Here is a 23,202-nt window from a genome sequence, read left to right as displayed (position 1 = left end):
GATTGATCGAGATCAAGACTTCCGGCGGGACGGGGGCGGGTCAACTCAGTTGCGGGTCAAGCGCCTTCGCCTGGCTGGATCTCGTCAGTATCAGCCGAGATCTCGCCACCGAGCGCCTCCGCGATCGCGGCGAACTCGCTGAGCGCGGCCTGCAAGTCCTCCACGATCTCCTGCGCGATCACCTCGGGCGGCAGCAGACTGTCGGCGTCGTCGAGGGCCGGGTCCTTCATCCAGGTGATGTCGAGGTTCACCTTGTCGCGGGCGATGAGTTCGTCGTAGTCGAAGCACTTGAAGCGCTCGGTCTCGACGCGCTCACTTCGGTCCTTGCCCGGCAGGTATGCCTCGACGAACTCCTCCAGAGCCGCGCGGGTCAGCGGGTGCTGCTTGAGGGTGAAGTGCTTGGCGGTGCGGAAGTCGTAGACCCAGAGCTTCGAGGTGTTGTGCGCGCCTCCGCTGCGCGGCGGCTTCTTCTCGAAGAACAGGACGTTGGCCTTCACGCCGCCCGCGTAGAAGATGCCGGTGGGCAGACGAAGGATCGTGTGCAGGTCGAAGTCTTCGAGCAGGCGACGCCGGATCTTCTCGCCGGCCCCGCCTTCGAAGAGCACGTTGTCGGGGAGGACCACTGCCGCGCGGCCGTTCATCTCCATCAGCGACATGATGTGCTGGAGGAAGTTGAGCTGCTTGTTGGTCGTGGTGGCGCGGAAGTCGTCGCGGTCGTAGGAGATGTCCTGCTTATCGGCCTTGCCGTCGGTGCCGACGATGGTGATCGCGGACTTCTTGCCGAAGGGCGGGTTGGCGAGGACCAGGGAAGCGTGCTGCTTGGGCTGTTCGGCGAGTGCGTCCCCCTCAGTGATGAGGGATTTGCCGTCGGCGTCGCCGATGCCGTGGAGCAGCATGTTCATGGCGGCGAGGCGGGCGGTGCCGGTGACCAGCTCGTTACCCCAGATCTTGCCGTCCCCTAGCGCGAGCCGCTCCTCGCGGGAAAGGTTCTGCATGTGGTGCTCGCGGATGTAGGCGTGCGCGGCGATGAGGAAGCCGGCGGTTCCGCAGGCGGGGTCGGTGATGGTGTCACCCGGCTGGGGCTGCATCACCTCGACCATGGCGTCGATGAGTGCCCGGGGCGTGAAGTACTGGCCGGCGCCCGTCTTGGTGTCCTCGGCGCCCTTGGCGAGCAGGCCCTCGTAGGCGTCGCCCTTGAGGTCGGTGCCCTGGATCGTCCAGTCCTCCTTGCCGATCAGCTCGACCACGAGCTTTTCGAGGAGGGCGGGCTCGGTGATCCGGTTCTGCGCCTTGGCGAAGATCCGGCCGAGGGTGGTGCCAGGGCTCTTGCCGAGCTCGGCCAGGATCTCGCGGTAGTGGACTTCGAGCTCGATCCCCTTCTTGGAGGCGAGCGACTGCCAGTCGTACTTGGCGGGTACGACGGTCCGGGCTTCGGCCTCGGTGAAGGGGTCGGAGGCGATCTCGTCGGCCATCTTGAGGAAGAGCAGGTACGAAAGCTGCTCGACGTACTCGATGGTGGACAGGCCGTTGTCCCGCAGGACGTTGCAGTAGTTCCAGAGCTTCGCGACCAAGGAGTTGGTCTGAGCGTGTGCCAGGGCGGGGGATGCGGGGGTCACAGCGGAAGCTCCTGCTGAACGGCGGTGGCGGGGGAGGGGGTTGAGGCGGGGGCCGGCGGCGGTGCGGCTTCGGCCGCCTTACGGGGCCGGCGTGTGCCCCGCTTGACCGTGCCGCCCTGAGCTTCGCGCTCGGCCCGGATCCGGTCGAGCAGCACAGAGGCGGGCTCGTCAGTGGGGCCTTGTGGGACGAGTTGGCCGGTAAAGGCGCGCTGTAGCAGTGCACTCCGCAGGTGGTCCGCGCGCGTCCGGGCGACGTCGGTTGCGACGGAGAGCCGCATGGCCTTAGCCGCGGCTGCGTCCACAGCTTCGAGAGTCTCTTGCTGAACCGCCAAGGGAGGTAGTGGCACTGGAAGCTGAGAGAGAGTTTCTGCGCTCAGGTTGTACTGGCCAGCCGATGATGCGGCGTACCGCTCGATCGCCTGCCGCCAAAGCGGGCTCTGCGTGACCAGTTGAACCCAGCGCGGTTCCACGATTCCGGGCGTGAGGCGGAATCTGATCAAGTAGGACGCAAAGGCGTAGGGAAGTGATTCCTCCACGACGCCCACCCTGCCGATGAGGCTTGGGCTGCCGTTCGTACGAACGAATAGCAGGTCCCCGGGATCGATGGCGAACTTGGTCAAATCGAGAGTTTGGTCAAGCGCATACTTCATGTCCGAGAGATCGAGTGATCCCTGCTGGACATTTGGAATACGCAGGACCGGATAGCCGGACGCCCCATAGTCACACTTGGTCGATGTGCCATATCCAGATGAGTGCGACAAGTCTCCCAGGCTGACAGTCTTCCAATTCTTTGGAAGGGTGTAGTCGGGGATCCGTACGGGCTGTACGGGCTTCCAGCGGCGGGCGGCCATCTTGCTGCTCGCCTGGCGAACAGCACTCTCGTCTACGGCCTCGTCGGCGTGTACCGAGCGACTGAAGCCGCCAGACACCGCGCGTCCGTATAGAACCGATGAAAGTCGCTTGGCCTTCGCCCGAGCCTTGGCCAGTTCGGCGATGCCGACGTCGAGGCGGGAGAGGTGGTCTTCGAGGGCTTCGACGATACGGTGCTGCTCCGCTAGGGGGGCGAGGGGGAGTCTGATGGTCTTGAGGGAGCTACCCGAGATACCTGCTTGCCCGGCGGTCGTCTTCACGTGTTGCCGTAGTTGGCTCTGTGTCTCGGCCCACGCCCATGCGTAACAGAGGAAACGACTATCGACCTCGGGCGGCAGTGCAACCCGGATGAGTTTGTCTGGATAGGCCACGACGGGGGCATGGTCCGGGACTCGTGCGCAGGCGCCAACCAGCTTGATGTTTCCGTTGTATCGGGTGAACAAGAGGTCTCCGGGCTTGGCGATCCCACCCTTTGCCTCGACCTCGTCCAATGACATGCCCGTGTAACGGAGATCCGATGTGCTCAGCTGCATGGGGCGCACTGCGCTGATACGCAAGATGGGTACCCCGTCGGGCTCAGTACCGGGCCGCGAGACGTAGATTCCGTTCTTCACGGAATTCGCGATGTCCCCTAGGGTGACATAACTCCACCCCGCCGGAAGTTCCATGTCGCTCAAGCCAATTCTCGATTCAACTCATTCAACAGAGACCGCACATCCCGCCCCGGGAAAGCGTGCTGGAAACCGCGGCCCCCGCCCTTCCCCTTGAAGGGCTCCGCGTTGAACTCCTTGGTGCTGATGCCGACGTCGCTCGCCACCACGTCCCGTATGGACCGCAGCCACCACAGCTGCTCCTCCGAGAAGTCCGCCCCGGCCTGGCCCTGCTTCAGCAGCCACGCCTCGAAGCGCTCCTCCACCGTCTCACGGTACGGCCGCAGCTCCTCGTCCACGCCCAGCTCGTATCGGATCAGAGAGATCAGATCCGGCACGCCCGCCTCGCGGCCGGGAGAGTGGGCTGCCACACCCAGGTCCTCGTAGTACGTCCAGAGAGCCTTCGGGGTCCACGCGAAGTGCGGGCGGCGGATCTCCAGGGCCAGTTCCTGGAGCGCCGCGTACGTCTCCGCCGGGGAGACCGACCGCGGGCTCGTCAGGGCGATGCTGACCGCCGTGATGCGGTCGCGCTCCTCCTTCAGGAGCCGGCTCCAGCGGTCCACCTGCTCCTTCGCGCGCTGCTCGCGCGGGATCTCGTTCACGTCCGTCACCTCGACGGCCGTGAACTCGTCGAAGACGTAGTCCTTGTCCCGCCGGATCTCGATGATGTGCCGCCGCAGCTCAGGCTGCTCCGTCAGCGGGGCGATCGCGTTCTCGATCAGCCGTCTGGCCGCCGCCTGGCCGCCCTCGTCCACCGCGCGCTCTTGCCGGTCCGGGTCGACCGCCTTGACGATCGCCCCCGCGATCTCGGACAGCGTCTGCCCGCCCGCCGCCCGTGTCAGCTGGTCGCGTTCCTCCGTCGTCAGCTGCTGGTTGAGGCGGGCCAGCCGTCCCGCCAGGATCTCGGCCTCGTTCGCGCTGATCGACTTCGTACCGGCCTTGTCGAGCAGCTTGGCCAGCGACACCTGGCGCTCACCCGCCGGAACCAGCGGGCGGGCGTCCACCAGCGGCGAGTCCGTCACGCCCACCGCGTCCACCAGAACGAAGCGGTCCTTGCGTACCGACGCGTCCGCGTCCGGCGTGACCTCCTGGAGCTCCGTCGCGTCGATGGTCCGCGCGCCGCGCCCCTTCATCTGCTCGAAGAGCACCGCGCTGCGCACCTCGCGCAGGAAGATGACGCACTCCAGGGCCTTCACGTCCGTACCCGTCGCGATCATGTCGACGGTAACGGCGACCCTCATCCGGGGCGAGGTCCGCAGCGCGCGGATCAGCTCGTCCGGGTCCTCGCCGGCCTGGCGACTCTTGTACGTGATCTTCTTGGCGAAGTCGTCCCCACGCCCGAAGATCTCCTTGACCTGGGCCAAGACGTCCTCGGCGTGGTCCTCGCCGACCGCGAAGATCAGGGTCTTGGGGAGTTCGCTACGCCCTGGGAACCAGCGCTGCCAGTTGTCCCGATACGCCGTCAGGACCGCCCGGATCTCGTCCACCGTGACCACCGACCGGCCGATCTGCCCGGTCGTGTACGTGAAGTCGTCGTCCAGCTCCTGGTAGCGCTGCCGCCGGGTCTTACGGTCCTTGATCCGTACCGTCGTACCCGACTCGATCTTCGCGCCGCCGTTCTCCCGCAGGTCGGTCCGCATCCGTACGACGTCGAAGTCGACGTTCACCCCGTCCGCGACCGCCTGCGGATAGGTGTACTCCGAGACCAGGTTGCGGCCGAAGAAGCCGAGGGTCTGGAGCGTGGGCGTGGCCGTCAGGCCGACCAGGTGCGCGTCGAAGTACTCCAGGACCCCGCGCCACAGGCCGTAGATCGACCGGTGGCACTCGTCCACGATGATCAGGTCGAAGGACTCGATCGGTACATCGGGGTTGTAGGAGACGTCGATCGGCAGGTCGGTCGCGTATGTGTCCTCGTACGCCTCGCTGTCCGCGGCCTCGTCCGCCTGCTCGTCCTCGGCGAGGGTTTCCCCGCGCAGCAGCGAGTACATCTTCTGGATCGTGCAGATGGTGACCGACGAGGTGTCCTGGAGTCCGGCGGCACCCAGGCGGTCGACGTTGTAGATGTCGGAGAGCTTCCGGCCGTCGTCGGGCGTCGTGAACTTGCGGAACTCGTCGTACGCCTGGCGGCCCAGGTTGTTGCGGTCCACGAGGAACAGGATCCGGCGCGCCTTGGCGTGCTTCAGCAGGCGGTACGTCTGAGCCACGGCCGTGAAGGTCTTGCCGGCGCCTGTCGCCATCTGGATCAGGGCCCGCGCGCGGTCCTCGCCCAGGGACTTCTCCAGGCCGGTGATCGCGTCGATCTGGGCGAGGCGCAGGCCGTTGGCCTCCAGGACCGGCAGCTGACGCAGAGCCGCGCGGAAAGTGAGCGCGTCCGGGTTCTCCTCCGCGCGCCGCATCCACGCGGCCACCGTCTCGGGCCGGTGGAACGAGAAGACCTCGCGGGAGCGGGCGTCGGGGTCGAGGCGATTGATGAAGTACGTCTCGGTACCGGTCGTCGCGTACCGGAACGCGAAGGGCTCCGCCTCGCGCCAGACCGCGAGGCGGTGCTCCTTCAGGACTCCGGACGCGTAACGGTCGTTCTGCTCGACGGCGCTGGACAGGTGGTCGCCCTCACGCTTGGCCTCGACCACGCCGACGATGTGCCCGTCGACGTACAGGACGTAGTCCGCGCGGCCGGTAGCGAGGGTGAACTCGCGGACCGCCACGCCCTGACCCGCTTCCGGGTTGACCTGGTCGCGGTCCTGCACGACCCAGCCGGACGCGCGCAGCATCCCGTCGATGGCGTCGCGCGCCTGCACTTCGTTGAGGGGGGCCGGCCGCTGCGCACGGTGGATGATCGCCTCGCGGCGCTTGGCGTCCACCTGCCGGGGCTGCTGACGGGCTGCCTCGTACTTCGCCTGCTGAGTGGTGCGCAGCTCATCGATCTGCGAGGTCAGCTGCTCGACGCGGGCCAGCAGCGCGCTCTTGTTCGCGTCGGCGCTGGCGATGAGGTGCTCGGCCTCGGCCCGTGCCTTGCGCTCGGCTTCGAGAGCGTCGCTGGACTCGGCGAGCCTGGTCCGGGCCTGGGTGAGCGCCTGGCGGTGGCCGTCGAGGGCCTCCCGCAGCTCGGCCAGCTCGGCCGGGTCCGTGACCTGCGCGGTGTCACCGGGGTCCGTGGGCGGTACGAACTCCGCGACCGTCCGCCGGCCCTCGATGGCGTCGTGGAACCAGAGGCCGAGCTTGTAGCAGACGCGTACGGCGGCGAGGGCCCGTGCCGTATCGAACAGGTGGCTGTGCGCGGCCTTGTTCCGGTCGCGCCGCAACCGGTCGAAGTCGTCACGGATCTCGGGGACCAGCACTCCGGCACGGGTCAGCGCGACCAGCCGGTCGATCTGCCGGTCGCCCTCGATCCGCATGCCGATGCGGGTGATCAGCTCCTCGGCGAGGACCTCACCGAACTGGCCGGCCTGTACAAGAGACGAGTTGGGGTGGGTGAACACCGTGGCCTCGGCCGAGGCGCCGTAGAGGGAGAGCAGGGGCTGGTGCTGGTAGAGGACACCGAAGTTGGGTGACCCCTTCGCGAAATCCCGGAGCCTGTCGTCCACGTGTTGTCCCCCGAATGCTGCTGGTCTGCGGGTAGCCATGGTGCGAACACAAAAAGACCCCCCGAACAGTAGCGAAACTGTTTGGAGGGCCTCTGTGGCACTTCCTGCGAAGTGCCCCCGGCAGGATTCGAACCTGCGCACACGGCTCCGGAGGCCGTTGCTCTATCCCCTGAGCTACGGGGGCGTGTCGTTCGCGTTGCGGCGACGGGTTGAACACTACCAGCTCGCGGGCAGTGATCAGAAACGGTTTGCGGGGGTGGGGAGGGGTGGGTCGCCCGGAGGGGGTGGAAGTGGGGAAAACCCGGACGCGGGGGCTTAGGCACACCTACTCTCGAGTTGTGCCAGGCGCCTCGCGCCGGGTGCTTGTTGTCGACGACAACAAGGTCATCCGGCAGCTGATCAAGGTCAATCTCGAGCTGGAGGGCTTCGAGGTCGTGACCGCGAACGATGGTGCCGAGTGTCTGGACGTCGTCCACCACGTCTGCCCCGACGTGATCACGCTCGACGTGGTCATGCCCCGGCTGGACGGGTTCGGGACCGCCGCGCGGTTGCGAGCCGATCCGCGGACGCGGGACGTGCCGCTCGCCATGGTCAGTGCCTGTACGCAGCACGAGGTCGAGGCCGGGATCACCGCCGGGGTCGACGCCTTCCTCGCCAAGCCCTTCGAGCCGGCCGAGCTGGTCCGGGTCGTACGGAGGCTCGTCGAGCGGCGGGACCGGCGTGAGCGGGAAGGGGCTCCTGCCGGGACCGGCAGAGGGTGACCGCAATGGGCCGCCGCCGGGACCGGCAGAGGGTGACCGCAAGGGACGGGGCAGAGGGCGGGTCAGAGGGTGGAGGGCGCCGAGATCCAGGGCGCTGTTCACATCGCGAAACCCTTCGCATGACGTCGGGGGTTCTCCCCTAGGCTGGGTCCCGTGACCCCCGCCGACCTCTCCCGTACCGTCGCGCACGCCGTGCGTGGCGCCGTCGAGGAGGGGGAGCTGCCCGTCGGGGTGGAGCCGCCGGGGCGCGTGGTGGTCGATCGGACGCGGCCGGGCGGGGTGGGGGAGTACGCCACTGCCGTCGCCTTTCCCCTGGCCAAGAGCGCCGGACGCCCCCCGGGGGACGTCGCGCGTATGCTCGCCCGCCGGCTCGCGGAGGTGCCCGGGATCGACCGGGTCGAGGTCACCGGTGCCGGGTTCCTGAACTTCGTCATGGCCCGGCCGTCCGCCGAAGCCCTCGTACGGGACGTGGAGACCCGCGGCGCCCGTTACGGGTGCCCCCCGAGGGCCGTCGACGTCACGGAAGCCGAGACCCGGGCCGATGTCGTGCGCCGCGCCGTATCGCGGCTCGGCGGCGACCCCGACACGGGAGGGCTGCGGATCGCGCCCGTACCGGAGAAGGAAGGGGACGTCGTCGCCGCCTACGGTGTCGACGCCGCCCGCTGGGCCATGCTCGCCGTCCCGCCCCACGAGACCCCCGTGTTCGGGTCGCGGGCCCTCCTCGTCCAGGACGAGTCCAGTGACTTCTTCCGCGTGCGGTACGGATACGCCCGCACCCGGGCCCTGCTCCGCAACGCGGCCGGGATCGGCTTCCGGCCGGAGCCGGGGGACGTCGAGGACCACGTGCACGGGGCGCCCGCCTTGCTGCGCGCCCTCGCCGACCACCCCCTCGCCCTCGAAGCCGCAGCCCACCACCGCGCGCCCGAGCGCCTCGTGCGGCAGCTCGTCCGGCTGGCCGACGCGCTGCTCGACTTCCAGTACGACGTGCTGCCCAAGGGCGACGAGAAACCCTCGGCCGCCCACCGCTCCCGGCTGGCACTCGCCGAAGCCGCCGGGACGGTGCTGGCCGGTGGCCTGTCCCAGCTCGGCATCGCCGCCCCCGAACGCCTGTGACCCGCGAAGAGAGAATCCGATGAGCCGTTCCGCGCACCCCGCCGGGCCCCGCCACGCCGACGTCCTGCCCGAGGGCCACTACGCGCCGCCGCCCGCCGACCTCAACGCCCTCGACGAGAAGGTCTGGTCGCGCACCGTCACCCGCAACGCCGACGGCGTCGTGACCATGGGCGGGATCGAAGTGACCGCGCTGGCCGAGGAGTTCGGGACGCCCGCCTACTTCATGGACGAAGAGGACTTCCGGGCCCGCTGCCGCGCCTGGGCGCACGCCTTCGGCGCCGACGCCGACGTGTTCTACGCGGGGAAGGCGTTCCTCTCCAAGGCCGTCGTGAAGTGGCTGCGGGAGGAAGGACTCAACCTCGACGTGTGCTCCGGGGGCGAACTCGCCACCGCGCTCGCCGCCGGGATGCCCGCCGAGCGGATCGCGTTCCACGGCAACAACAAGTCGGTCGCGGAGATCACCCGTGCCGTCGAGGCCGGCGTGGGCCGCATCGTGCTCGACTCCTTCCAGGAGATCGCCCGCGTCGCGCACATCGCCGCCGAACTGGGCGTACGCCAGCCCGTGCAGATCCGCGTGACCGTCGGCGTCGAGGCGCACACGCACGAGTTCATCGCCACGGCGCACGAGGACCAGAAGTTCGGGATCGCGGTCGCCGACGGGTCCGCCGCCGAGGCCGTCCGCAGGGCGCTGGGGCACGCCTCGCTGGAGCTGCTCGGCGTCCACTCCCACATCGGCTCGCAGATCTTCGACATGGCCGGTTTCGAGGTGTCCGCGAAGCGCGTCGTGCGGCTGCTGGCGGCCGTCCGCGACGAGCACGGCGTGGAGCTGCCGGAGATCGACCTCGGTGGTGGCCTCGGTATCGCCTACACCTCCGCCGACGACCCCCGCGAGCCGCACGAGATCGCCAAGGCGCTGCACGAGATCGTCGCGCGGGAGTGCGAGGCGGCGGGGCTGCGCGCCCCCCGGATCTCCGTCGAGCCCGGCCGGGCGATCGTCGGCCCGACCGCCTTCACCCTCTACGAGGTCGGCACCATCAAGCCGCTGGAGGGCCTGCGGACGTACGTCAGCGTCGACGGCGGGATGTCGGACAACATCCGCACCGCCCTCTACGACGCCGAATACGCGGTCACGCTTGTCTCGCGTGTCTCCGACGCCGAGCCGATGCTGGTGCGCGTCGTCGGCAAGCACTGCGAGAGCGGCGACATCGTGGTCAAGGACGCCTTCCTCCCGGCGGACCTCGCCCCGGGCGACCTCGTCGCGGTCCCGGCCACGGGCGCGTACTGCCGCTCCATGGCCAGCAACTACAACCACGCGCTCCGGCCGCCCGTCGTGGCCGTTCGTGACGGACTGGCGCGCGAGATCGTCCGGCGCGAGACGGAGGAAGATCTCCTGCGTCTCGACCTCGGATGACGCCGGTATTTCTGGGGTGGGCCCCCGGGCCCCCAAAATGGACGTCTCACTCAATGGACCGAGGATGGAAACTGCTGTCCATTGCGTGAGACTGGTCAGACCTGGCACGCAAAACCGCGTGCCGGGTGGCGATGAAAGATCGAAAGGCGTAGGTCGAATGATGCGTACGCGTCCGCTGAAGGTGGCGCTGCTGGGCTGTGGTGTGGTCGGCTCAGAGGTGGCGCGCATCATGACGACGCACGCCGAAGACCTGACGGCCAGGATCGGCGCGCCCGTCGAACTCGCCGGCGTCGCCGTGCGCCGTCCCTCCAAGGTCCGCGAGGGCATCGACCCGGCCCTGATCACCACCGATGCGACCGCCCTCCTCAAACGCGGCGACATCGACATCGCCATCGAGGTCATCGGCGGCATCGAGCCGGCCCGCGGCCTGATCACCACGGCTTTCGAGCACGGCATCTCGGTCGTCTCCGCGAACAAGGCGCTCCTCGCCCAGGACGGCGCCGCGCTGCACGCGGTGGCCGAGCAGGCCGGGCTCGACCTGTACTACGAGGCCGCTGTCGCGGGCGCGATCCCGCTGGTCCGCCCGATGCGCGAGTCCCTCGCGGGCGACAAGATCAACCGGGTCATTGGCATCGTCAACGGCACGACCAACTTCATCCTCGACAAGATGGACTCGACGGGCGCCGGCTACCAGGAGGCGCTCGACGAGGCCACGGCCCTCGGGTACGCCGAGGCCGACCCGACCGCCGACGTCGAGGGCTACGACGCCGCCGCCAAGGCCGCGATCCTGGCCGGCATCGCCTTCCACACCCGGGTCCGGCTCGACGACGTCTACCGCGAGGGCATGACCGAGGTCAGCGCCGCCGACTTCGCCTCCGCCAAGCGCATGGGCTGCACCATCAAGCTCCTCGCGATCCTGGAGCGGGCCGCCGACGGCCGGTCGGTGACCGCCCGCGTGCACCCGGCGATGATCCCGCTCAGCCACCCGCTGGCGTCGGTCCGCGAGGCGTACAACGCCGTCTTCGTCGAGGCGGAGGCCGCCGGGCGGCTCATGTTCTACGGCCCGGGCGCGGGCGGCTCGCCGACCGCCTCCGCGGTCCTCGGCGACCTCGTCGCCGTCTGCCGCAACAAGCTCGCCGAGGCAACGGGGCCCGGCGAGTCGGCGTACACCCAGCTGCCGGTCAGCCCCATGGGGGACGTCGTCACGCGCTACCACATCAGCCTCGATGTGGCGGACAAGCCGGGCGTCCTCGCCCAGGTCGCGACGACCTTCGCGGAGCACGGGGTGTCGATCGACACCGTCCGCCAGCAAGGGCATCCAGAAAGCGTCGGCGAAGGGGCCTCCCTCGTCGTCGTCACCCACCGGGCCCCCGACGCCGCCCTTTCCGGGACCGTCGAGGCGCTGCGGAAGCTGGACACCGTACGCGGTGTCGCCAGCATCATGCGTGTTGAAGGGGAGTAAGGACCCATGAGCAGCAATCGCACCCACCAGTGGCGCGGCATCATCGAGGAGTACCGGGACCGCCTGCCGGTGACGGACGCGACGCCCGTGGTCACGCTCCGCGAAGGCGGCACTCCCCTCGTCCCGGCCCAGGTGCTCTCCGAGCGCACGGGCTGTGAGGTGCATCTCAAGGTCGAGGGCGCGAACCCCACGGGGTCCTTCAAGGACCGCGGCATGACGATGGCGATCACCAAGGCCAAGGAGGAGGGCGCCAAGGCGGTCATCTGCGCCTCCACCGGCAACACCTCGGCCTCCGCCGCCGCGTACGCGGTGCGCGCCGGCATGGTCTCGGCGGTCCTCGTGCCCCGCGGCAAGATCGCGCTCGGCAAGATGGGTCAGGCCCTGGTGCACGGCGCCAAGATCCTCCAGGTGGACGGCAACTTCGACGACTGCCTGGACCTGGCCCGCGCGCTCTCCGACAACTACCCGGTGGCGCTGGTCAATTCCGTCAACCCGGTCCGCATCGAGGGCCAGAAGACGGCCGCGTTCGAGATCGTCGACGCGCTGGGCGACGCCCCCGACATCCACGTGCTGCCGGTCGGCAACGCGGGCAACATCACCGCGTACTGGAAGGGCTTCAAGGAGTACAAGGCCGACGGCCTGGCCTCCCGTACGCCCCGTGTGTGGGGATTCCAGGCCTCCGGTTCCGCGCCGATCGTGCGGGGCGAGGTCGTCAAGGAGCCGCACACCATCGCGACGGCGATCCGCATCGGCAATCCGGCCTCCTGGGAGTACGCCCTCGCGGCGCGCGAGGAGTCCGGCGGCCTCATCGACGAGGTGACGGACCGCCAGATCCTGGCCGCCTACCGGCTGTTGGCCGCTCAGGAGGGCGTCTTCGTGGAGCCCGCCTCCGCCGCGTCGGTGGCCGGCCTGCTCAAGGCGGCCGAGGCCGGACTGGTCGATCCCGGCCAGACGATCGTGTGCACCGTCACCGGCAACGGCCTCAAGGACCCCGACTGGGCGGTGGCCGGTGCCCCGCAGCCGGTCACCGTTCCGGTGGACGCCGAGGCCGCGGCCGTCCGGCTCGGCCTGGTCTGATCCCGGGGCCCGCCCCGCGCCGGCCCGAAACCGAGTGGCCGGATTCCGGTAAGCCCCGGAATCCGGCCACTCGGGCCGTACGGTACGAAAGGCCCGACAGGAAGCCGACGGGAAGCCGACGGGAGCCGACAGGGAGCCAACGGAAGCCGACGAAAGCCGACGAAAGCGACCGAAGTCGACAGCAGGACGCGACACGCATCGTGCGCCTCCCGTGCGCCCTATGTCGCGAGAGAACCTTCCTTCGATAGGCTGTACTTACATCCGCCACCGCGCACATGACCGCGGTGCTGCCCCAAGGGCCTTCGGGTGTCGTACGTTCTCCAGTACATTCGCAGCGAAGATCCCGCCCAGCACCAGATCTCGCACAGTCACAAGGAGTGTCATCGACCGATGGCAGGTCCAGCGTTCCGCGCCGCCGCCGTACGAGTGCGCGTCCCCGCCAGCAGTGCCAACCTCGGCCCGGGCTTCGACGCCCTCGGCCTGGCCCTGGGGCTCTACGACGACGTGGTCGTCCGTGTCGCCGACTCCGGCCTGAACATCGACATCGCCGGTGAGGGCGCCGACAACCTCCCGCGCGACGAGAGCCACCTCCTCGTACGGTCCATGCGCACCGCCTTCGACCTGCTGGGCGGCCAGCCGCGCGGCCTGGAGGTCGTCTGCGCCAACCGCATCCCGCACGGGCGCGGACTCGGCTCGTCCTCCGCCGCGATCTGCGCCGGCATCGTCGCCGCCCGCGCCGTGACCATAGGCGCGGAGGCCAAGCTCGACGACGCGGCGCTACTGGAACTCGCCACCGAGATCGAGGGGCATCCCGACAACGTCGCCGCCTGCCTGCTCGGTGGTTTCACCCTCGCCTGGATGGACGGCGGCAGCGCCAAGGCGATCCGGATGGACCCCGCCGGTTCCATCGTTCCGGTGGTCTTCGTGCCTTCCAAGCCGGTCCTCACGGAGACGGCGCGCGGCCTGCTGCCGCGCAGCGTCCCGCATGTGGACGCGGCCGTCAACGCGGGTCGCGCGGCCCTGCTCGTGGAAGCCCTGACCAGGCGTCCCGAGCTGTTGCTGCCCGCCACCGAGGACCGGCTCCACCAGGAGTACAGGTCCCCGGCGATGCCCGAGAGCGTGGCTCTCGTGGCCCGACTGCGGGCGGACGGCATCCCCGCGGTCATCTCCGGCGCGGGCCCCACGGTCCTGGCGCTGGTCGACAACGGTGCGGCCGACAAGGTCGCGCGGCTCGCGGGCGAGGGGTGGGCGGCCAACCGGCTGGCCCTCGACGTCCCGGGCGCGAGCGTTCTTCCGCTGGGCACCCAGGCCGGCTAGGCCCGAGGGCCCGGCCGGCCTGCGGCCGGTGCGGCGGCTGGGCAGGCCGACCGCGCGGAAAGGCGTGATTGCCGGTGATTGAGAGGGGGAATGTCGTTGGATCCGGTAGTGTTAATCTCAAGTGCGCATCCGAAGCCGCCATGGCTCGGTGCTCAGTGTCCCCATACGGGACCACCTTTCTTCCGGGAGCCTCCCCGACTGCTCTGATCGCCGCGAGCAGTTTCGAGCACGCTCCGGAATCGGCGTGATATTCCCACGCTTCCAGCTCGGGGGCCTCTCGCCGGAAACACCACGCACGTTTCTCCTCCGCCGTATCTCTATCGGCGGACCACCGCCCCGGCTGCAGTCCATGACCCACCAGGTCACAGACTGGCGCCGGACAGCACAACCGGTCGCCGAGCCAGACAGGCCGACGTCCGCTCCAGGGAAGGACCCTTCGTGAGCGACACCACCGATCTGATGGGCGCTGCCGACACCAACGTCGACACCAGTGCCCCCGCCGCGGGTGCCGCGGCTGCCACTGCCGGACGGCGGCGCCGCTCCGGCACCGGCCTTGACGGCATGGTCCTGGCCGAGCTGCAGCAGGTCGCGTCGGGCCTCGGCATCAGGGGCACCGCGCGGATGCGCAAGAGCCAGCTGATCGAGGTCATCAAGGAGGCGCAGGCGGGCGGAAGTGCTCCCAAGGCCGCCGCCTCCGTCGCGGACACCGCCGAGGTCAAGCCGAAGCGCCGCGCCACCAGCAAGGCCCGTACGGGTGAGGCCGCCGCCGAGGCGCCCGCCGAGAAGCCTGCCACGCAGGCCCAGATCGAGATTCCCGGCCAGCCGGCCAGCGACGACGCCCCGGTCGGCGAGCGCCGCCGCCGTCGGGCCACCGCACCCACCGGCAGCCCGGAGTCCGCGGCGCCCGTCGCCGTCCAGGTCGAGCAGAAGACCGACACCGCGCCCGCGACTCAGGCCGACGTCAAGGTGGAGGCCGCCACGGCCGTCTCCGCACAGGGTCAGGGCCAGGGTCAGACGCAGCTCCAGGAGGCCGGCGAGGGTCGCGGCCGTCGGGAGCGCCGTGACCGCGACCGGGGTGAGCGCGGCGACCGCCAGCGCGACCGCCGCGACCGCGGCGCCAAGGCCGACGAGCAGGGCCAGGGCGGCCAGGCGCAGGGCGGCCAGGCCGGGCAGGCCAGCCAGGGCCAGGGTGGTCAGGGCGGCAGCCGCCAGGACCGTCAGGACCGCGGTGACCGTCAGCAGCAGGGCGGCCGCGGCCAGGGCCAGAGCCAGGGTCAGCAGGGTCGGCAGGACCGTCAGGACAACGGCCCGCAGGACGACTTCGACTCCGAGGACGGCCGTCGCGGCCGTCGCGGCCGCTACCGCGACCGCCGTGGCCGTCGTGGCCGCGACGAGTTCGCGCCGAGCGAGCCGCAGGTCGCCGACGACGACGTGCTGATCCCCGTCGCGGGCATCCTCGACATCCTCGACAACTACGCGTTCATCCGGACCTCCGGCTACCTTCCCGGCCCGAACGACGTGTACGTCTCCCTCGCCCAGGTCCGCAAGGCGGGGCTGCGCAAGGGCGACCACACCACCGGTGCCGTGCGCCAGCCCAAGGACGGCGAGCGCCGCGAGAAGTTCAACGCCCTCGTGCGCCTGGACTCGGTGAACGGCATGGCGCCCGAATCGGGCCGCGGCCGACCGGAGTTCCAGAAGCTGACGCCCCTGTACCCGCAGGACCGGCTCCGCCTGGAGACCGACCCGGGCGTGCTGACCACCCGCATCATCGACCTCGTGTCGCCGATCGGAAAGGGCCAGCGCGGCCTGATCGTGGCCCCGCCGAAGACCGGCAAGACCATGATCATGCAGGCGATCGCCAACGCGATCACCACCAACAACCCCGAGTGCCACCTGATGGTCGTCCTGGTCGACGAGCGTCCGGAAGAGGTCACCGACATGCAGCGGTCGGTCAAGGGCGAGGTCATCTCCTCGACCTTCGACCGTCCGGCCGAGGACCACACCACGGTCGCCGAGCTGGCCATCGAGCGCGCCAAGCGTCTCGTGGAGCTGGGTCACGACGTGGTCGTCCTGCTGGACTCCATCACCCGCCTGGGCCGCGCGTACAACCTCGCCGCCCCCGCCTCCGGCCGCATCCTGTCCGGTGGTGTCGACTCGACCGCGCTGTACCCGCCGAAGCGCTTCTTCGGTGCCGCGCGCAACATCGAGGACGGCGGCTCGCTGACCATCCTGGCCACCGCGCTGGTCGACACCGGCTCGCGCATGGACGAGGTGATCTTCGAGGAGTTCAAGGGCACCGGCAACATGGAGCTCAAGCTCGACCGCAAGCTCGCCGACAAGCGCATCTTCCCGGCCGTCGACGTCGACCCCTCCGGTACGCGCAAGGAGGAGATCCTCCTCAACGCGGAGGAGCTCGCCATCGTCTGGAAGCTGCGCCGGGTGCTCCACGCACTCGACTCGCAGCAGGCGATCGAGCTGCTGCTCGACAAGATGAAGCAGACGAAGTCGAACGCCGAGTTCCTGATGCAGATCGCCAAGACGACCCCGGCGGGCAAGAACGACGACTGATCGTCGCCGTAGCCGGACCGTCCGACGGGACCGCCCCCACCGCAGCCGCGGCGGGGGCGGTCCCGTTTCGTCGTACCGCTTTCGTCGTACTGCGACCTTCGCCACACCGCCGCCGGGCCGGCGGACGCGCTCACCCCCGCTTTCGTCCGCGTTCCGGCACGCACCGTGAGCCCCGTGTCACACCCTGTCAGGGGCCGCGCCGGTGGTCGACGGGTGCGGTACGACCCCGGCCCGGGACCGTGGAACCCTGGAAGTCGTTCCTCCGTCTGTGTCAGAGAACAGCGGGGGTCGCAGACAGGCCGAACGGGTCGCGGGAGCGGGCCGGGGACCGAGGAGAGCATGAGCGAGGACACGAGGGGCCGCGGCCGCCGCGCCGCGGGCAGCCGGCGCCGGAGAAGAGCGCCGAAGCGCCGTAAGGGCCTCACCGTCGTCGCGTGGACGGCCGCCGGCGTAGTGCTGCTGGGCGGCGCGGGCGCGGGCTACTTCTACTTCAAGTTCAACGGGAACCTGAAGACCGTCGACATCGACGCGGCGCTCGGCAAGGACCGCCCGCAGAACGTCGACAACGGCTCGATGGACATCCTCGTCCTCGGCTCGGACTCCCGCGGCGGGGCGAACGGCGAGTACGGCCGGGACGACGGCGGGTCCGCCCGCTCCGACACGGCGATGATCGTCCACCTCTACGACGGCCACCACAAGGCGAGCGTCATATCCATCCCGCGCGACACCATGGTCAACCGCCCCGCCTGCCAGACGGCGGACGGGAAGACGGACCGGGGCAGCACGCGCTCCCAGTTCAACGAGTCGTTCACCATCGGCGGGGCCGCCTGCGCGGTCAAGACCGTCGAGAAGATGTCGGGGATCCGCATGGACCACTACATCGAGGTCGACTTCACGGGCTTCAAGAAGATCATCGACAACCTCGGCGGCGTCCAGGTGACCACCACCAAGCCGATCAAGGACGGCTCCAGCCACCTCGACCTGCCCGCGGGCCCCAACAAGCTGAACGGCGAACAGGCCCTCGGCCTCGTCCGCACCCGCAAGAGCGTCGGCGACGGCAGCGACCTCGGCCGAATACAGCTCCAGCAGGCCTTCATGAAGGCGCTGATCAAGCAGGTCAAGGGCATCGGCGTCTTCGACAACCCCAAGCGGCTGCTCGACCTCGCCGACACCGGCACCAAGGCGCTCACCACCGACAAACAGCTCGGCGACGTGAAGTCGCTCCTGGGCTTCGCCCAGAGCCTGCGCGGCATCGACGCCCAGAACCTCCAGATGATCACCATGCCGGTGACCGCGGACGCCCTCGACCACGACCGCGTCGCCCCGCTCGCCAAGGAGTCCAAGATGGTATGGGACGCCCTGCTCGCGGACCAGCCGATCCCGGCCGAGGCGACGGCGAACTCCATGGGGGACAAGGGCAGCGCCGGCGGCATCGTCCAGCAGCCTTAGCGCCCGGGACGGGGCGGCCGGAACATCGAAAACGCCGGCCGCGGGAGTTTCCCGGCCGAGTGGAATAGATGCCGGCCCCTCCCCGTTGTGGAGGGTGTCCTCAGAATTTTGACAGGCGGCCCGGTCCTGGCAGACTGGTCTGTCGGCCCCGGTTCACGCAGCGCGCAATTCGGCCCCTGCGACCCGGCGCCCTCCCGAATCTAGGAGACACCTTGAAGCGCGATGTTCACCCCGAGTACGTCGAGACCCAGGTCAGCTGCACCTGTGGCGCGTCGTTCACCACCCGCAGCACCCTGACCGACGGCACCATCCGTGCCGAGGTCTGCTCCGAGTGCCACCCGTTCTACACGGGCAAGCAGAAGATCCTCGACACCGGTGGCCGTGTGGCCCGCTTCGAGGCCCGCTTCGGCAAGGCTGCCGGCTCGAAGTAGCGAGCCTCCGGCGCCGGATCCCGGCTGCACCGCTCTCGCGCGGGCAGCCGGGCCGGCGCCTTTCTCGTCCCGCAGCCCTTTCTTCACTTTCACCACAGGAGCCACCGATGTTCGAGGCGGTCGAGGAACTGGTCGGCGAGCACGCCGACCTTGAGAAGAAGCTCGCCGACCCTTCGGTCCACTCGGATCAGGCCAACGCGCGCAAGCTCAACAAGCGCTACGCGGAGCTGACCCCGATCGTCGCGACCTTCCGCGCCTGGAAGCAGACCGCCGAGGACATCGAGACGGCCAAGGAGTTCGCGGCCGACGACCCCGACTTCGCCGCCGAGGCCAAGGAACTGGGCGTCCAGCGCGAAGAGCTCACCGAGAAGCTCCGCCTGCTGCTCGTCCCCCGCGACCCCAGCGACGACAAGGACGTGCTCTTGGAGGTCAAGGCGGGCGCGGGTGGCGACGAGTCCGCCCTGTTCGCCGGCGACCTGCTGCGCATGTACCTGCGCTACGCCGAGCGCGTGGGCTGGAAGACCGAGATCATCGACGCCACCGAGTCCGAACTCGGCGGCTACAAGGACGTCCAGGTCTCCGTCCGCACCAAGGGCGGCAACGGCGCCACCGAGCCCGGCCAGGGCGTCTGGGCCCGCCTGAAGTACGAGGGCGGCGTGCACCGCGTCCAGCGGGTTCCGGCCACCGAGTCCCAGGGCCGCATCCACACCTCCGCCGCCGGCGTGCTCGTCACCCCGGAGGCCGAGGAGGTCGAGGTCGAGGTCAACATGAACGACCTGCGCATCGACGTGTACCGCTCCTCGGGCCCCGGCGGCCAGTCCGTCAACACCACCGACTCGGCCGTGCGCATCACGCACATCCCCACCGGTGTGGTCGCCTCCTGCCAGAACGAGAAGAGCCAGCTCCAGAACAAGGAGCAGGCGATGCGCATCCTGCGCTCCAGGCTGCTGGCCGCGGCCCAGGAGGCCGCCGAGCAGGAGGCGTCCGACGTGCGCCGCAGCCAGGTGCGCTCCGTGGACCGGTCCGAGAAGATCCGCACGTACAACTACCCGGAAAACCGGATCTCGGACCACCGGACCGGCTTCAAGGCGTACAACTTGGACCAGGTGCTCGACGGAGACCTCGACGCGGTCATCCAGGCTTGCGTCGACACCGACTCCGCCGCCAAGCTCGCCGCCGCGCACTGAACCGCGACCGTGTGACCGAGGCGCCTGCCTGCCCCCCCGCTCCACCCCCGTACGACAGCAGCCCGGAGGACCAGCGTGAACTTGCTGCTTGCCGAGGTGGCCCAGGCCACCCAGCGGCTGGCCGCCGCAGGCGTGCCCTCACCGCGCTTCGACGCGGAGGAACTCGCGGCCTTCGTGCACGGCGTCAAGCGGGGGGAACTGCACCACGTCAAGGACGCGGACTTCGATGCCCGCTACTGGGAGGCCGTCGCCCGCAGGGAGGCGCGCGAGCCGCTCCAGCACATCACCGGGCGCGCCTTCTTCCGGTACCTGGAGCTCCAGGTCGGCCCCGGGGTGTTCGTGCCCCGGCCCGAGACCGAGTCGGTCGTGGACTGGGCCATACACGCCGTCCGGGCCATGGACGTGGTCGAGCCGCTGATCGTCGACCTCTGCACGGGCTCCGGCGCCATCGCGCTGGCCATGGCGCAGGAGGTGCCGCGCTCGCGCGTCCACGCGGTCGAGCTGTCCGAGGAAGCCCTGCGGTGGACCCGCAAGAACGCCGAGGGCTCCCGGGTCACCGTCCACCAGGGCGACGCGCTCGGCGCGCTGCCCGAGCTGGACGGCCAGGTGGACCTCGTGATCTCCAATCCGCCGTACATCCCGCTCACCGAGTGGGAGTACGTCGCCCCCGAGGCCCGCGACCACGACCCCGAGATGGCGCTGTTCTCCGGCGAGGACGGCCTGGACACCATCCGGGGCATCGAACGCACCGCCCACAGGCTGCTGAGGCCCGGCGGGATCGTCGTCATCGAGCACGCCGACACGCAGGGCGGCCAGGTGCCGTGGATCTTCGCCGAGGAGCGGGGCTGGGCCGACGCCGCCGACCACCCCGACCTCAACAACCGCCCGCGCTTCGCGACCGCCCGCAAGGCCATGCCGTGATCAGCGCGACCCCGCTCCCGGACAACGTCACCACCCCGCTGCTTGAGGAGGCCCGCTGATGGCCCGGCGATACGACTGCAATGACGCCACGGACCGCAAGACGGGCCTGCGTGAAGCCGCCTCCGCAGTGCGCCGCGGCGAACTCGTCGTGCTGCCCACCGACACCCTGTACGGGATCGGCGCGGACGCCTTCAGCGCGGAGGCGGTCGGCGACCTGCTCGCGGCCAAGGGTCGGGGCCGCAACATGCCCACGCCCGTCCTCATCGGCTCCCCGAACACCCTGCACGGCCTGGTCACGGACTTCTCCGAGCAGGCGTGGGAGCTGGTCGACGCGTTCTGGCCGGGCGCGCTGACGCTCGTCGCCAAGCACCAGCCCTCGCTGGCCTGGGACCTGGGGGAGACCCGCGGGACCGTGGCCGTACGCATGCCCCTGCACCCCGTGGCGATCGAGCTGCTGACCGAGGTCGGCCCGATGGCCGTGTCCTCCGCGAACCTGACCGGGCACCCGGCGCCGGAGGACTGCGACGCGGCCCGCGCGATGCTCGGCGACTCGGTGTCGGTGTACCTGGACGGAGGCCCCACCCCGGGCATCCAGCCCTCCTCGATCGTCGACGTCACGGGGAAGGTTCCCCTCCTGCTGCGCGCGGGGGCGCTGACCGCCGAGCAGCTGCGGGAGGTCGTACCCGACCTCGAGGTCGCCCCGTGAGCCCTCAGGGGCGTGGCATAGCAACGGGGCGTCTTCCGGCGGAGGCTGGGGGAGACTGCTTCCGCATACTCCACGTCAGCACTGGGAACGTGTGCCGCTCGCCCATCACCGAGCGGCTGACGCGGCACGCCCTGTCGCACCGGCTGGGCGGTCTCGTCGCCGGGGAACTCATTGTGGAGAGCGCCGGCACCTGGGGCCACGAGGGGGCCCCGATGGAGGCCAACGCGGCCGCCGTCCTGGCGGACTTCGGCGCGGACGCCTCCGGCTTCACGGGGCGGGAGCTGCTGGACGAGCACGTCATCCGGGCCGACCTGGTGTTGACGGCGACCCGGGACCACCGGGCGCAGGTCATCTCGATGGGTCACTCGGCGGGGCTGCGCACGTTCACGCTGAAGGAGTTCACGCGACTGGTACGGGCGATAGACCCGGCTACGCTGCCGCCGCTGGACGACGGCATGGCGGAGCGCGCGCGGGCCCTGGTGCGGGCGGCCGCCGCGCTGCGCGGATGGCTGCTGGCGCCGTCCGCCGACGCGGACGAGGTGTACGACCCGTACGGGGCGCCGATCACCTTCTTCCGCTCGATCGGCGACGAGATCAACCAGGCGCTGGACCCCGTGGTGACGGCCCTGACGGGCGTCACGGCTTCCCGCTGAGACCGCGGGGCCCGACGGCCGGAAGCCGGCGCGGCGGGCCGATGCCCGGATCACCCTCCGGAGCCGCGCGGACCGGGCGGTCGAGGCCGGCGGCGGCCCGGGGGCGAAATCGCGGAGGCGGGCCTACAGTGGCCCTATCCGGGACAGCACTGGGAGCCGCGCCATGAGCGTCACCACCCCGCCCACGGACCTGCTGCGGCAGCAGGACCCGAAGATGGCCGACGTGCTCGCGGGGGAGGCCCAGCGGCAGGCCGGTTCCTTGCAGCTGATCGCCGCCGAGAACTTCTGCTCGCCCGCCGTGCTCGCCGCGCTCGGCTCCGCGCTCGCCAACAAGTACGCCGAGGGCTACCCCGGCGCCCGCCACCACGGCGGCTGCGAGTACGCCGATCTCGCCGAACGCATCGCGGTCGAGCGGGCCATGGCGCTGTTCGGCGCCGAGCACGCCAACGTGCAGCCGCACTCCGGTTCCTCCGCGATGCTGGCCGCGTACGCCGCGCTGCTGCGCCCGGGCGACACGGTGCTCGCCATGGGCCTCCCCTACGGCGGACACCTCACCCACGGCTCTCCCGCGAACTTCTCCGGCCGCTGGTTCTCCTTCGTCGGGTACGGCGTCGACGCCGAGACGGGCCTGATCGACTACGAGCAGGTGCAGGAACTGGCCCGCGCGCACCGGCCCAAGGCCATCGTCTGCGGCTCGATCTGCTACCCCCGCCACCCCGAGTACTCCGCCTTCCGGGAGATCGCCGACGAGGTGGGGGCGTACCTGATCGCCGACGCCGCGCACCCGATCGGGCTCGTGGCAGGCCGGGCGGCCCCCAGCCCCGTCCCGTACGCGGACATCGTCTGCGCGACCACGCACAAGGTGCTGCGGGGCCCGCGCGGCGGGATGCTCCTGTGCACCGCGGAACTGGCCGAGCGCGTCGACCGGGCGGTGTTCCCCTTCACCCAGGGCGGCGCCCAGATGCACACCATCGCCGCGAAGGCCGTGGCCTTCGGGGAGGCGGCCGGGCCCGCGTTCACCACGTACGCCCACCGGGTCGTCGCCAACGCCCGGACCCTGGCCGAGGCACTGGAGGCCGCCGGCCTCGCCGTGACGACCGGCGGCACCGACACCCACCTCATCTGCGCCGACCCCGCCCCCCTCGGCATCGACGGCCCCACCGCCCGGGGCCGGCTCGCGGCCGCCGGCATCGTGTTGGACACCTGCGCCCTGCCGTACGGGGACCAGCGTGGGATTCGCTTCGGCACCGCGGCGGTGACCACCCAGGGCATGGGGGAGACGGAGATGGTCCGCGTCGCCGCGCTGTTCGCGGCGGCGCTGCGCGGGGAGGGCGCGCGGACCCGTGTCGCGGTCGGCGAACTGGTCGGGACATTTCCTCCTTATGGTGACAAGGCGGGCGAGTGGGGCGTACCGCAACCGGGGTAG

Annotated in this window: 17 protein-coding genes and 1 tRNA gene; 14 read left to right on the top strand and 4 right to left on the bottom strand. The window is 70.2% G+C overall.

Going from position 1 to position 23,202, the window contains the following annotated elements; all coding sequences use genetic code 11:
• Positions 1–56: 56 nt before the first annotated feature.
• The 4 genes from ACV7NM_RS11005 to ACV7NM_RS10990 form a co-directional block, all read right to left on the bottom strand.
• Positions 57–1,616, bottom strand: a complete 1,560-nt coding sequence (locus tag ACV7NM_RS11005) for a type I restriction-modification system subunit M (RefSeq protein ID WP_463410129.1) — start codon at positions 1,614–1,616, stop codon at positions 57–59.
• A complete protein-coding gene (locus ACV7NM_RS11000; RefSeq protein WP_463413895.1) occupies positions 1,613–3,154 on the bottom strand; it encodes a restriction endonuclease subunit S in 1,542 nt (513 codons plus the stop codon). The genes ACV7NM_RS11005 and ACV7NM_RS11000 overlap by 4 nt, the downstream gene beginning before the upstream one ends.
• A 5-nt stretch (positions 3,155–3,159) precedes the next feature.
• A complete protein-coding gene (locus ACV7NM_RS10995) occupies positions 3,160–6,720 on the bottom strand; it encodes a type I restriction endonuclease subunit R (RefSeq protein ID WP_463410128.1) in 3,561 nt (1,186 codons plus the stop codon).
• Positions 6,721–6,832: 112 nt separating this feature from the next.
• Positions 6,833–6,904: transfer RNA gene (locus ACV7NM_RS10990), tRNA-Arg, on the bottom strand.
• 100 nt (positions 6,905–7,004) lie between these two features.
• Here ACV7NM_RS10990 and ACV7NM_RS10985 point away from each other — a divergent pair.
• The 14 genes from ACV7NM_RS10985 (at position 7,005) to ACV7NM_RS10920 (ending at position 23,202) form a co-directional block, all read left to right on the top strand.
• The gene (locus ACV7NM_RS10985) at positions 7,005–7,481 is read left to right on the top strand and encodes a response regulator (RefSeq protein ID WP_463413894.1); all 477 of its coding nucleotides are present in this window, start codon (positions 7,005–7,007) and stop codon (positions 7,479–7,481) included.
• 153 nt (positions 7,482–7,634) lie between these two features.
• Positions 7,635–8,594, top strand: a complete 960-nt coding sequence (nrtL, locus tag ACV7NM_RS10980; protein ID WP_463410127.1) for an ArgS-related anticodon-binding protein NrtL — start codon at positions 7,635–7,637, stop codon at positions 8,592–8,594.
• A 19-nt stretch (positions 8,595–8,613) separates the two neighbouring features.
• Complete coding sequence (gene lysA / locus ACV7NM_RS10975) at positions 8,614–10,005, top strand: diaminopimelate decarboxylase (RefSeq protein WP_463410126.1); 1,392 nt, start codon at positions 8,614–8,616, stop codon at positions 10,003–10,005.
• Between the two features lie 157 nt (positions 10,006–10,162).
• Positions 10,163–11,467: a homoserine dehydrogenase gene (locus tag ACV7NM_RS10970; RefSeq protein ID WP_463410125.1), complete on the top strand. Its 1,305-nt coding sequence runs from the start codon at positions 10,163–10,165 to the stop codon at positions 11,465–11,467.
• 6 nt (positions 11,468–11,473) lie between these two features.
• Complete coding sequence (gene thrC, locus ACV7NM_RS10965) at positions 11,474–12,544, top strand: threonine synthase (RefSeq protein WP_463410124.1); 1,071 nt, start codon at positions 11,474–11,476, stop codon at positions 12,542–12,544.
• Positions 12,545–12,934: 390 nt separating this feature from the next.
• Complete coding sequence (gene thrB, locus ACV7NM_RS10960) at positions 12,935–13,861, top strand: homoserine kinase (RefSeq protein ID WP_463410123.1); 927 nt, start codon at positions 12,935–12,937, stop codon at positions 13,859–13,861.
• A 438-nt stretch (positions 13,862–14,299) separates the two neighbouring features.
• Positions 14,300–16,429: a transcription termination factor Rho gene (gene rho / locus ACV7NM_RS10955; RefSeq protein ID WP_463410122.1), complete on the top strand. Its 2,130-nt coding sequence runs from the start codon at positions 14,300–14,302 to the stop codon at positions 16,427–16,429.
• A 339-nt stretch (positions 16,430–16,768) separates the two neighbouring features.
• Positions 16,769–17,878: an LCP family protein gene (locus ACV7NM_RS10950; RefSeq protein ID WP_463410121.1), complete on the top strand. Its 1,110-nt coding sequence runs from the start codon at positions 16,769–16,771 to the stop codon at positions 17,876–17,878.
• A 212-nt stretch (positions 17,879–18,090) separates the two neighbouring features.
• Positions 18,091–18,309: a 50S ribosomal protein L31 gene (gene rpmE, locus ACV7NM_RS10945; RefSeq protein ID WP_136215107.1), complete on the top strand. Its 219-nt coding sequence runs from the start codon at positions 18,091–18,093 to the stop codon at positions 18,307–18,309.
• A 107-nt stretch (positions 18,310–18,416) separates the two neighbouring features.
• On the top strand, positions 18,417–19,496 hold the full coding sequence (gene prfA / locus ACV7NM_RS10940; protein ID WP_463410120.1) for a peptide chain release factor 1: 1,080 nt from the start codon (positions 18,417–18,419) through the stop codon (positions 19,494–19,496).
• A gap of 75 nt (positions 19,497–19,571) precedes the next feature.
• Positions 19,572–20,417, top strand: a complete 846-nt coding sequence (gene prmC, locus ACV7NM_RS10935; RefSeq protein WP_136215109.1) for a peptide chain release factor N(5)-glutamine methyltransferase — start codon at positions 19,572–19,574, stop codon at positions 20,415–20,417.
• Positions 20,418–20,475: 58 nt separating this feature from the next.
• Positions 20,476–21,123 carry an L-threonylcarbamoyladenylate synthase gene (locus tag ACV7NM_RS10930; RefSeq protein WP_136215110.1) on the top strand — a complete coding sequence of 216 codons (648 nt, stop codon included), beginning with the start codon at positions 20,476–20,478 and terminating at the stop codon, positions 21,121–21,123.
• Positions 21,120–21,776 carry an arsenate reductase/protein-tyrosine-phosphatase family protein gene (locus ACV7NM_RS10925; protein ID WP_361309377.1) on the top strand — a complete coding sequence of 219 codons (657 nt, stop codon included), beginning with the start codon at positions 21,120–21,122 and terminating at the stop codon, positions 21,774–21,776. Before ACV7NM_RS10930 ends, ACV7NM_RS10925 begins: the two co-directional genes overlap by 4 nt.
• 163 nt (positions 21,777–21,939) lie before the next feature.
• Complete coding sequence (locus ACV7NM_RS10920; protein ID WP_463410119.1) at positions 21,940–23,202, top strand: serine hydroxymethyltransferase; 1,263 nt, start codon at positions 21,940–21,942, stop codon at positions 23,200–23,202.

It is taken from the genome of Streptomyces sp. Tek67B01 (assembly GCF_055231995.1).
This window is presented reverse-complemented; position numbering and strand designations above follow the sequence as displayed.

Bases quoted from the DNA above. Each gene is read 5' to 3' on its own strand.
- ACV7NM_RS10950 (WP_463410121.1), top strand. From the start codon at position 16,769: ATGAGCGAGGACACGAGGGGCCGCGGCCGCCGCGCCGCGGGCAGCCGG.
- ACV7NM_RS10930 (WP_136215110.1), top strand. From the start codon at position 20,476: ATGGCCCGGCGATACGACTGCAATGACGCCACGGACCGCAAGACGGGC.
- lysA (WP_463410126.1), top strand. From the start codon at position 8,614: ATGAGCCGTTCCGCGCACCCCGCCGGGCCCCGCCACGCCGACGTCCTG.
- ACV7NM_RS10970 (WP_463410125.1), top strand. From the start codon at position 10,163: ATGATGCGTACGCGTCCGCTGAAGGTGGCGCTGCTGGGCTGTGGTGTG.
- ACV7NM_RS11000 (WP_463413895.1), bottom strand. From the start codon at position 3,154: ATGGAACTTCCGGCGGGGTGGAGTTATGTCACCCTAGGGGACATCGCG.
- thrB (WP_463410123.1), top strand. From the start codon at position 12,935: ATGGCAGGTCCAGCGTTCCGCGCCGCCGCCGTACGAGTGCGCGTCCCC.
- thrC (WP_463410124.1), top strand. From the start codon at position 11,474: ATGAGCAGCAATCGCACCCACCAGTGGCGCGGCATCATCGAGGAGTAC.
- ACV7NM_RS10920 (WP_463410119.1), top strand. From the start codon at position 21,940: ATGAGCGTCACCACCCCGCCCACGGACCTGCTGCGGCAGCAGGACCCG.
- prfA (WP_463410120.1), top strand. From the start codon at position 18,417: ATGTTCGAGGCGGTCGAGGAACTGGTCGGCGAGCACGCCGACCTTGAG.